The organism is Pseudomonas asturiensis (assembly GCF_900143095.1).
GTDB lineage: Bacteria > Pseudomonadota > Gammaproteobacteria > Pseudomonadales > Pseudomonadaceae > Aquipseudomonas > Aquipseudomonas asturiensis.
Window position 1 is genome coordinate 560,678 of record NZ_FRDA01000002.1, and the last position, 10,196, is coordinate 570,873.

At 56.9% G+C, this 10,196-nt stretch carries 10 protein-coding genes, 1 rRNA gene and 1 pseudogene; 2 read left to right on the forward strand and 10 right to left on the reverse strand.

Going from position 1 to position 10,196, the window contains the following annotated elements; translation table 11 throughout:
• The first annotated feature begins 6 nt into the window (after nt 1–6).
• Complete coding sequence (gene nuoN, locus BUB69_RS05620) at nt 7–1,476, forward strand: NADH-quinone oxidoreductase subunit NuoN (protein ID WP_024685521.1); 1,470 nt, start codon at nt 7–9, stop codon at nt 1,474–1,476.
• A gap of 58 nt (nt 1,477–1,534) precedes the next feature.
• Here the strand turns inward: nuoN and BUB69_RS05625 are convergent, their stop codons facing one another.
• The 7 genes and pseudogenes from BUB69_RS05625 to BUB69_RS05650 form a co-directional block, all read right to left on the reverse strand.
• Nucleotides 1,535–2,599, reverse strand: a complete 1,065-nt coding sequence (locus BUB69_RS05625) for an AI-2E family transporter (RefSeq protein WP_073163177.1) — start codon at nt 2,597–2,599, stop codon at nt 1,535–1,537.
• Between the two features lie 155 nt (nt 2,600–2,754).
• Nucleotides 2,755–3,576: a methyl-accepting chemotaxis protein gene (locus BUB69_RS29510; RefSeq protein WP_425439351.1), complete on the reverse strand. Its 822-nt coding sequence runs from the start codon at nt 3,574–3,576 to the stop codon at nt 2,755–2,757.
• A 36-nt stretch (nt 3,577–3,612) separates the two neighbouring features.
• Nucleotides 3,613–4,434: pseudogene (locus tag BUB69_RS29515) on the reverse strand (cache domain-containing protein); the annotation flags it as partial.
• 105 nt (nt 4,435–4,539) lie between these two features.
• Nucleotides 4,540–5,865: an ATP-binding protein gene (locus BUB69_RS05635; RefSeq protein WP_073163182.1), complete on the reverse strand. Its 1,326-nt coding sequence runs from the start codon at nt 5,863–5,865 to the stop codon at nt 4,540–4,542.
• Entirely contained in the window at nt 5,862–6,530 is a 669-nt protein-coding gene (locus BUB69_RS05640; RefSeq protein WP_073163186.1) for a response regulator transcription factor, read from the reverse strand. Before BUB69_RS05640 ends, BUB69_RS05635 begins: the two co-directional genes overlap by 4 nt.
• Entirely contained in the window at nt 6,530–6,835 is a 306-nt protein-coding gene (locus BUB69_RS05645; RefSeq protein ID WP_073163188.1) for a PepSY domain-containing protein, read from the reverse strand. Before BUB69_RS05645 ends, BUB69_RS05640 begins: the two co-directional genes overlap by 1 nt.
• Nucleotides 6,835–7,143, reverse strand: a complete 309-nt coding sequence (locus BUB69_RS05650; RefSeq protein ID WP_073163269.1) for a PepSY domain-containing protein — start codon at nt 7,141–7,143, stop codon at nt 6,835–6,837. Before BUB69_RS05650 ends, BUB69_RS05645 begins: the two co-directional genes overlap by 1 nt.
• Nucleotides 7,144–7,330: 187 nt before the next feature.
• Here BUB69_RS05650 and queD point away from each other — a divergent pair, with 187 nt between their 5' ends.
• Nucleotides 7,331–7,687, forward strand: a complete 357-nt coding sequence (queD, locus tag BUB69_RS05655) for a 6-carboxytetrahydropterin synthase QueD (RefSeq protein WP_073163191.1) — start codon at nt 7,331–7,333, stop codon at nt 7,685–7,687.
• Nucleotides 7,688–7,927: 240 nt separating this feature from the next.
• Here queD and BUB69_RS05660 read toward each other — a convergent pair whose 3' ends face one another.
• The 3 genes from BUB69_RS05660 to rrf form a co-directional block, all read right to left on the reverse strand.
• The gene (locus BUB69_RS05660) at nt 7,928–8,872 is read right to left on the reverse strand and encodes a DMT family transporter (protein ID WP_073163194.1); all 945 of its coding nucleotides are present in this window, start codon (nt 8,870–8,872) and stop codon (nt 7,928–7,930) included.
• Nucleotides 8,873–8,950: 78 nt separating this feature from the next.
• On the reverse strand, nt 8,951–9,679 hold the full coding sequence (locus tag BUB69_RS05665; RefSeq protein WP_073163197.1) for an AraC family transcriptional regulator: 729 nt from the start codon (nt 9,677–9,679) through the stop codon (nt 8,951–8,953).
• A gap of 237 nt (nt 9,680–9,916) precedes the next feature.
• A 5S ribosomal RNA gene (rrf, locus tag BUB69_RS05670) occupies nt 9,917–10,032 on the reverse strand.
• Nucleotides 10,033–10,196: the final 164 nt, after the last annotated feature.

Genomic DNA, 10,196 nt, shown 5'->3' on the forward strand with positions numbered 1-10,196 from the left:
AGCGCTATGGACCTGACGATTCAACACTTTATTGCGCTTGCGCCGCTGCTGATCACCAGTATCACCATTGTGGTGGTGATGCTGGCAATCGCGTGGCGCCGCAATCACTCGCAAACCTTTCTGCTTTCGGTCGCGGGGCTGAACCTGGCCCTGCTTTCCATTTACCCGGCAATGAAAGTCGCCCCGCTGGCGGTCACTCCGTTGCTGCAGGTGGACAACTTCGCCTGCCTGTACATGGCGATCATTCTTGCTTCCACCCTGGCTTGCGTGACCATGGCGCATGCTTATCTGGGTGACGCAAAGGTCGGCTATCCGGGTAACCGCGAAGAACTCTACCTGTTGATCCTGCTGGCTGCCGCTGGCGGTCTGGTTCTGGTCAGCGCTCAGCATCTGGCCGGCCTGTTCATCGGCCTGGAGCTGTTGTCGGTACCGGTCTATGGTCTGGTGGCTTATGCGTTCTTCAACAAGCGCTCGCTGGAAGGCGGCATCAAGTACATGGTGCTGTCGGCGGCCGGTTCAGCGTTCCTGCTGTTCGGTATGGCGTTGCTGTATGCAGAAGCCGGTTCGCTGAGCTTCGAAGGCATCGGCAAGGCGATCGCGGCAACCGGCATGCCTAGCCCGATCGCCAGCCTGGGTCTGGCGATGATGCTGGTCGGTCTGGCGTTCAAGCTGTCGCTGGTGCCCTTCCACCTCTGGACGCCGGACGTCTACGAAGGCGCCCCGGCTCCGGTTGCTGCGTTCCTGGCCACAGCCAGCAAGGTAGCCGTGTTTGCCGTGCTGGTGCGCCTGTTCCAGATATCGCCAGCTGCCACCAGCGGCGTGCTGGAGAATGTGCTGGCAGTGATCGCAGTCGCATCCATTCTGGTCGGTAACCTGTTGGCGCTGACCCAGACCAACCTCAAGCGTCTGTTGGGTTACTCCTCCATCGCACACTTCGGTTACCTGATGATCGCGCTGGTAGCCAGCAAGGGCATGGCTGTTGAAGCCATTGGCGTGTACCTGGCTACCTACGTACTGACCTCGCTGGGCAGCTTCGGCGTGATCACCATGATGTCGTCGCCTTACAGCGGTCGCGACGCCGATGCGATGTTCGAGTATCGCGGCCTGTTCTGGCGCCGTCCGTATCTGACCGCCGTCATGACCCTCATGTTGCTGTCGCTGGCCGGCATTCCGCTCACCGCAGGCTTCATCGGCAAGTTCTACATGATCGCGACCGGTGTCGAGTCGCAGTTGTGGTGGCTGGTGGGCGCACTGGTACTGGGCAGCGCCATCGGCCTGTTCTACTACCTGCGTGTGATGGTCACGATGTATCTGGTCGATGCCAAGCTGCCGCGCCATGACGCTGCGTTCAACTGGGCACAGCGTACAGGTGGCGTCATGCTGCTGGCTGTTGCGATCCTGACCTTCGTACTGGGTGTCTACCCGCAGCCGCTGCTGGATCTGGTCGTCAACGCTGGCATTCATATGCCAGGCTGATGCCCGAAAACAAAAAAACCCTGCTATCGAGCAGGGTTTTTTTTTGCCTCAAATAAACTTAACCGGGCAGCCGGACCGGCTTCTTGGCGCTGCTGAACAACCCCCAGGTCGAGATGAACAGTGCGGCAATCAGAGGACCAATCACAAAGCCGTTCAGTCCAAACACCGACATGCCGCCAAGCGTTGAGATCAGGATGAGATAGTCCGGCATTTTGGTGTCCTTGCCGACCAGAATCGGACGCAGCACGTTATCCACCAAACCGATGACGAACACCCCGAACAGGCCCAGCACCACGCCCTGCCAGATCATGCCACTGAGCAGGAAATACAGCGCCACCGGCGCCCAGACGATCCCCGCGCCCACCGCAGGCAGCAGCGAGAGAAAGGCCATGATGACGGCCCAGAGTAATGCGCTCGGGATATCCAGCGCCCAGAAGATGAAGCCGCCCAGCGCGCCCTGTGTGACAGCCACCACAACGTTGCCTTTGACTGTGGCACGCACCACGCGGGTGAACTTGAGTTGCAGGCGACGCTTCTGCTGTTCGGCAAGCGGGACTGCGTTGCGCATCTTGCGAACCAGGTCATGACCGTCACGCAAAAAGAAGTACAGCAGGTAGAGCATGATGAAAAAGCTCACCACGAAATCGAAGGTTCCCTGTCCGAAACTGAACGCTTGGGTCGCCAGGTACTGGCTGCCCTGCATGGCGCCTTTGGCGATCTTGTCACGCAACCCATTGAGGTCGCCCATCCCAAGCCGGTCCAGCAGAGCCTGCAGCGAGTGCGGCAGCAGCGTCTTGAACTCAGCCAGGTAGCCTGCAATGTCCAGTTGCCCGGTTTCGACGTTCTTGTACAGCGTGGTGCCTTCCTGGACCAGCAAGGCGCTGATGATGATCACTGGCAGAATGGCGATGACCAGACAGATCATCAATGTGCACAAGGACGTGAGGTTGCGTGACCAGTTGAATCGAAGTAACAGCCTTCGCTGAAGAGGCGAAAAGATGATGCCGAGAATCACTGCCCAGAACACCGCGCCATAAAACGGCAGCAGAATCCAGATGAAGGCAACGGTCACCCCCACCAGTAGCAGAAGAAGTGTCTTGTATTGCTGTACGGTTTCGTTCATGTCCAGTCCATGTCAGTCGGCCGCGCATTGCGCGCGGTCTAGACCTTAGTCAGCGGGCGAACGTGCGAGTGCCGTATGAATGACAATGATCATGACATGAGCCGAAAGGCCGAAAGCCCGACGTGGCAAGGACCCGGGCCCTTGCCACCCATGGATCAGACCCGGAACTGCCCGACCAGGCCACCAAGGCGTGTGCCCAGTTCGGCGAGCGCGCGCGAAGTCTGCGCGCCCAGTCGGGTTTCGTCCGCAACACTCTCGACCGCACCGGCAATCTGATGAACGCTGCGGTTGATCTCTTCAGCGACCGCCGTCTGCTCCTCGGCAGCACTGGCGATCTGAGCGTTCATTGAGTTGATGGTCGCAATCAGCTCGCCAATGGTAACCAGCGAAACACCGGCTTCATTGGCTTGGGTCGAAGTCCCGTCCCCGGCTTCACTGGAGCGACGCATGGCCGTCACGGCTTCCTGTGTACCATGTTGCAGGCGGTCGATCATGCTCTGGATTTCCTGGGTGCTTTGCTGGGTGCGACTGGCCAGCGCCCGGACCTCGTCAGCCACAACCGCAAAACCACGACCGGCCTCGCCGGCCCTGGCTGCCTCAATCGCAGCGTTAAGCGCCAGCAGGTTGGTTTGCTCGGCGATCGAGCGAATCACACCCAGCACACTGACAATCGATGAAACGTCCTGTTGCAGGCTGTCCAGCGACGTCCCGCTTTTGCGGATATCGTCCACCAGCGCATGGATCTGCCGAATGCTGCCATCAACCACGCGTTTGGCGGTGCGCCCTTGCTCATCGGTCTGCTGAGCTGCGACAGATGCACTCTGCGCACTCTTGGCGACTTCCTGGGCGGCAGCAGACATCTCGTTGATGGCAGTGGCCACTTGATCAGTTTCGTGACGCTGACGCTCCATGGCGCTTTCGGAACGCTGAGCCTGCGATGTCACTTCGCCCACCAGGCCATTCAGTTGTCCCGTCATCTCGGTGATCTGACGGACCAAGCCATGAATCTTGTCGACAAACCGGTTGAACGAACCCGCAAGATCCCCCAGTTCATCGTTGCTGGTAATGGCTAAACGACGCGTGAGATCACCTTCACCTGCGGCGATATCGTCCAGATTGTTTTTCATCAGCCGTAGAGGGCGTAGCAATGTTCCCGTCATCAGAATGCCAATGACGCTGATGACAACCAGCACCAGAAGTGTGATGCCGACAATGCTGTACAGCATCTCCTGCAGCCGCGCCTCCACGTTTTGCCTGACGACGGCGACCTGCGCATCAATGCCGTCCAGATTGACGGCAGAACCGACGATCAGATCCCATTTAGGCAGGTATTCGGTGTAACCGATTTTAGGGACGGGCTCAGTCTTGCCGGGCAAGGCGGAGGAATACATGACGTAATGAGTGCCCGCCTTGCCCACAGCCACCAGTTCACGATTGAGATAGACGCCATTTGCGTCACGAACGTCGTTGAAGCTTTTGCCCAATCCGTCAGGATTGGTGCTTCGGAAAATGCGTATGACCTGGGAGTCGTAACCAAAGAGATAGCCGTCCTTGCCATAGGACACCGAGGAAAGCAGCTTGATGGCCGAGGCCCGGGCATTTTCGTCACCCGGTGCGGCGGCCTCGTACAGCGGCTTGATGGCCGTCATGGCGATAGCGACATAGTTCTGCAACGTCGTCTTCGCTTCGGAGAGCAGGCGCTCTCGCGTATCGTTGACCTCACGATCAGCCTGCTGGTGCAGCATGAACACCGTAGTCGCGCTGATCACCACCCCGAACGTCAGCACGGGCAGTACCGCCAGCAGGAGAACCTTGGCTTTCAGACTAAGACGCATAGGATTGGCCTTGTGGTTATTTTTATAAAGTCGTAGTTACACCACTCTTTATCGGCCAATCCGTTTGAACATTAAGGCCCGTCCTTCTTTACTATCGGACAACGCCTACGTTGGTGCGATACGTTCGGGCAGGTCGATGCGAACCCGCAGCCCCTGCAACGGACTGTCCAGCAACTGCAACTGCCCGCCCCAAGCTTCGACGATATCGCGCACGATGCCCAGTCCAAGGCCATGTCCTGTGATTTGCTCATCAAGACGAGCGCCCCGACTGAATACTTCAGCACGCTTAAGCGCTGGTATCCCCGGGCCGTCATCATCGACCAACAGGCTAAAACCGTTTTGCTGGCGCAGGATACTCAGATGCACCTCGCTGTCCGCCCATTTGCATGCATTATCCAGCAGGTTACCGAGCAGCTCTAAAATGTCCTCGCGGTCCCATGGCAACTGCATGCCCGCCTCAACGTTATTGACCAGGTCCAGATGCCCGCCATGGATCATGCTCAGCGTGGAAAACAGCCCGCTTAGCTCGGCATCGCAATCAAAACGTGCGCCTGGCAGTGCGTCACCGGACAAGCGTGCCCGGTTGAGCTCTCGCTCCAGACGTAGCCGGATGTTTTCCAACTGTTCCTGTAGCGTTTTGCGCAACGCCGGCTTTTCATCAAGCTGTTCACTCAATGCCAGGCTCAGCAGCACCGCCAGGGGCGTCTTGAGCGCATGCCCAAGATTACCCAGCGCGTTGCGCGAGCGTTTAAGGCTGTCTTCTGTGTGGGCAAGCAGGTGGTTGATCTGCGCGACCAGCGGCTCCAGCTCAAGCGGCACCTGATCGTCCAGTTGGGAACGCTGTCCTTGCTGAAGCTGGGATATCTGGCCGCGCACGGTTTCAAGAGGCCGTAGCGCTCTGCGCACCGTCACACGCTGCAGGACCAATACCAGCATCAATGCGGCAAACCCGAGCCCCAACCCGATCTGTTGCATGCGCCTGAAACTGGCCCTCACCGGGGTATAGTCCTGGGCCACAGTAATCGAAATCTGTTTGCCGAACTTGCGGTATTCGGCCGTCAGCATCAGTAGCGATTGCCCTGTCTGACCCAGCTCGAAATTGGCGTGCAGACCGACTGGGGCGGACTCTGGCAGCTCGAAATCCCAGAGTGAGCGGGAGCGCCAGTGACCTTGCGGTAGGTCAATGCGAAAGTAGTGGCCCGACAGCGGACGCTGGTAGGCGCCAGACAAGCGATGCTCGTCCAGTTGAAGGCCCGCCGGCCCACGAACCAGAGCCACGAGCAAGTTCTCGCTTTCGTTGCGCAGACCTGATTCGAGATAGCGTTGCAAACCAAGCTCGAACAACCACAGGCTGGTCTGCGCCATGACCAGCCCTACCACCACCATGACGGCGATCAGACCGATACTCAATCGCCGCTGTATGGATTTCAACCCCCTGCCCCACCGTAGACGTAACCCTGTCCACGACGTGTCTCGATCACCGCGCGGCCCAGCTTGCGTCGCAGATGATTGACGTGGACTTCAATCACATTGGAGTCGCGCTCATTCTCGCCATCGTACAGATGCTCGGACAGGTGGCTTTTGGAAAGAATCTGTTCGGGGTGGAGCATGAAGTAACGCAGCAGGCGAAACTCGGCCGAGGTGAGCTGGACGTCAACACCATCGCGGGTGACACACTGGCGTCCCTCGTCCAGCTTCAAGCCTGCGGCCTCCAGCGTCGGCTGGTTGGCCAAACCGTGCGAGCGGCGCAGCAACGCCTGAATGCGCAGTTGAAGCTCTTCAGGGTGAAACGGTTTGGTCAGGTAATCGTCGGCACCGGCCTTAAGCCCCTGGATGCGCTCAGACCAGGATCCCCTTGCCGTGAGCACCAGCACCGGCGTCGCCAGCCCGCTGCTGCGCCATTTCTCAAGCACTTCCAGGCCAGGCATGCCGGGTAAGCCCAGATCGAGCACGATGAGATCGTAGGGCTCGCTGGTTCCTTGATAAACCGCATCACGCCCATCTGCCAACCAATCAATGGCGTAGCCTTGTCGCCCAAGCGCCGCAATCAGCTCATCTGCAAGGGGTACATGGTCTTCAACCAAAAGCAGCCGCATCAATCTTCCTCATCTTTCAGCAATCGGCTGTCGCGCGCATCGAACTTAAGTTCGCGAACAACGCCCTGCAGGGTCAGCAATTCAAACTCATAGACGTAGGCATTGTCTTTCTCTTCCAGCTCGGCCTCCAGCAATCTGGCGCCCGGATACAACCCCAATGCCCGCTCGATGAACTGCTCAAGCGGCAGAATTACACCACGCTGACGCAAGTTAAGCGCTTCATCCTGGTTCAGGTCTCTGGCATAGGCAAATGAGCACACCAGACTCAATACCAAGCTCGCGCAAAGACGCTTGTCGACATTCATTAATTATCCTGACGGTTCCTGAAGACTTTACCCGTGACGGCGTCGATCTCGAGATCCCACTCAATATCTCTCACGTCGCGAAGCTCAACCTTGTAGATGTACTTGCCGTACTGAGTTTCAAGCCCGGATTCTACGATCCTTGCACCTGGATGTTGGCTCAACGCCTGGGCATCAAGGAATTCATAGGGTTTGATGGTGCCAGCGCTGCTCAACCGCACGACCTCATCGGGATCAATGTCACGTGCGTGAATGATACAGGCAGTCGTGGATAAGGTTACCGCTGTCAGCAGGGTTATCGGCGTTCTCATGATCACGTCCAGTGCTTTTATGGCACCCACCATAGCGCTGGCAACTTAACTCAAACTGAATAGGTCTGGCCACATGCTATCAATGATGATCGCCATCGCCCGCCATGGAGTTTCAAACCATTACTGTTAAACTCGTGCGCTGCATTTGTCGCTTCTGCGATAGCCACTTTCCCAGAGTTGATACATTTTGGAAATTTTCAAAGAGTTTACGTTCGAGTCCGCGCACCGCTTGCCTCATGTGCCAGAAGGCCACAAGTGCGGCCGCCTGCATGGACACTCGTTTCGCGTCGGCATCCACCTTGCCGGCAAAGTCGATCCTCATACAGGCTGGATTCGCGACTTCTCCGAAATCAAGGCCATCTTCAAGCCGCTTTATGAGCGCCTTGATCACAACTATTTGAACGATATTCCGGGTCTCGAAAACCCGACCAGTGAGAATCTGGCGAAGTGGATCTGGGGTGAGTTGAAACCACTGCTTCCAGAACTCTCTGCAGTACGCATCCATGAAACCTGTACCAGCGGATGTGAATACCGCGGGGAGTGACCTTCAAAAGCCACCTTGCCAGGTGGCTTTTTGTAAGCGAGCGACGAACACGCCTCTCGAACTCCAGCATTACGGGGTCAGATCATTTTTTGCGCGCACGCGACATCAGCCAGATCAAGGACTTGATCCACCCCAGGCGATCGAATGGGTCATTTGCGGGCCGCTGAGCAGCGGCAAGGAGGCGGTGGCGATCAGGGGTCTGATCCAGTCAGCAGGCTCGCTGTAGCGCCTCCATACGCGCTAGACAACGGCAGAGTCACGCGAAGTGCGATGACAGTTCAGACACCAGACGACACCGGTAACGAGAAGTGCAATCGCCGAGATTTCATAGGAGTCGGGCAGCCGATGCTCCCATAGAAATCCAAAAACGAGCGCTGCTAACGTCTCAATCACGAGCACTTGTCCGCTTAGTGCCAAAGGCAGAAGTCGGCTCGCCTGATTCCAGCACGCGCCACCCACTACCGAAGCTAAAAGGGCTACTCCACTCGCGACCAGGAAAAAATGAATCCATTCGGAGCTGTCATGCGCTCCAGCCTGCCAGCCCAGAATAGGTGCCGCCAAAAGCATTGACTGAGCGCCAGTCATGACCCCTGTCAGCAGTGCCCAGTCATGCGAGGAAACGCTGGCTACCTGGGCCAATCGCCGAGCGTTGCTTACTGCGTACCAACTCCACGTCACTAAAGCACCGGCTGCGCATACGATCCCGGCGATGTTTGTAAGCGTATCGGGCCTGTCGCTATTGATCAGTGCATGCCAACTGATAAGCACTACTCCACCCACAGCACAGCACAGCGAAGGGACGAGCTTGTGCAATGGAACGGCGTTGCGGTCATGACGCCCTGCCAACGTTACGAACACCGGAATGAGTCCGACAATAAGAGAAGTTGTGGCGATACCAACCAACTGCACACCGGTGCCTACCAGCGCGTAGTAGATGAGATTTCCTATCAGGCTGAGCCAGAAGAGTGATTTCCAGTCAGCCTTGGTCAGATTGGCGCAAACGCGTCTCCAGCGCGGCATAAGCAAGGCCGCCGAGATTGCCCCATAACAGAGAAATCTCAAGACGGCGAACTGCAGGCCGCTCAGCCCAGGGGTTAGTTGGGGGCCAAGGAAGATCACTCCCCAACACAGGCCGGCACAAACGCCGTAGACGATACCCTTCCACAATGATCGATCAGCAAACATTTCACCCGCTCTCCAAAGCGTAAGGGTGAAGTCTGGATGAACTGACCTGGGGAGTATTGTCGGAAACTGTGGAGTTTTTTACCCGGACTGTTTTTGCGCTTTACGATAAGCCGCCGGGGTCGTGGCGCTCACACGCTGCATGGTACGGGTCAGTGATGCCTGATCGGAAAAACCTGCACGCAAGGCGATCTCAGATATTGGTAATGAGGTTCCACGCAACCATCGTTGAGCTTCTTGTATGCGTAACCCGGTCAACCAAGCCTGAGGACTCATCTCGAACAATAGCCGGAATCGCTGGTGCAACTGACTCATACTCATTTTGGCTACTTGAGCCATGGCCTCATTGCTCCAGTTAGCGCCAGGATCCGCCCGAAGACGAGCGATCAACTGCTCCATGGGGTCTGAAGAACAGGAGTTGTCCGGATTTAGCGATGAGAAAAGCAGAGGCCCCAATTGGGAGGCCGCAATGGACAGTTGCGTGTTACCTATTAGCTCGGCGAACTCGATAAGCCGACGTGTTGCAGGGGGAATAGGCACATATATTCTTCGAGCGAGACGTCCGATTTGGAACGTCTCCAAGATCATAGGCGCACAGTCCAACACTAAAAAGCGGCTGTCGACGTCACTGTGCTGCGAGTGCACAGAGCCGGGTTTCACAAGCGCTGCCATTGAATGATCAATGCAGCCGCCGTGACCGTTCACATCAATTTCCATCTCGCCACGAATAGGCAGTACCAATTGGGCATGCTCATGGTGGTGGTGAGGGCTATCCCTCTCATAGCTGCGAACTTCAAGGCTTAGAAACATCGCTGCACCTTCCGGCCCGTCTGGTGATCCAGGGTCGACGTCCCAAAACGTCAATGCGCAACCCTAACAGGTCAGGCTTGCAACCGATTCTAACATCTGCGAATCAGACCATTGATCGCATATGCTGTGTTGGCTATGCGTTTACGGTTTTTGCCTTGATGTTGAGGTTTTTATTTTTCAGTAGCCCAAAAGACAAAACCCCTCACCGCGTAAGCGATGAGGGGTTCTGGAATTGAATCTTGACGATGACCTACTCTCACATGGGGAAACCCCACACTACCATCGGCGATGCATCGTTTCACTACTGAGTTCGGGATGGGATCAGGTGGTTCCAATGCTCTATGGTCGTCAAGAAATTCGGGTACCGAACCGTGCCAGGAGGCGCGTTTCAGCAAATCGGGTATGTGATATCGGTGTCGTTTGTGACGCAAACTTTCGGTTCGTGTCATCTTCACAGTCACCGCAATCTGTGCCCTTAGGTCGCAGATTGCTTGGGTGTTATATGGTCAAGCCTCAC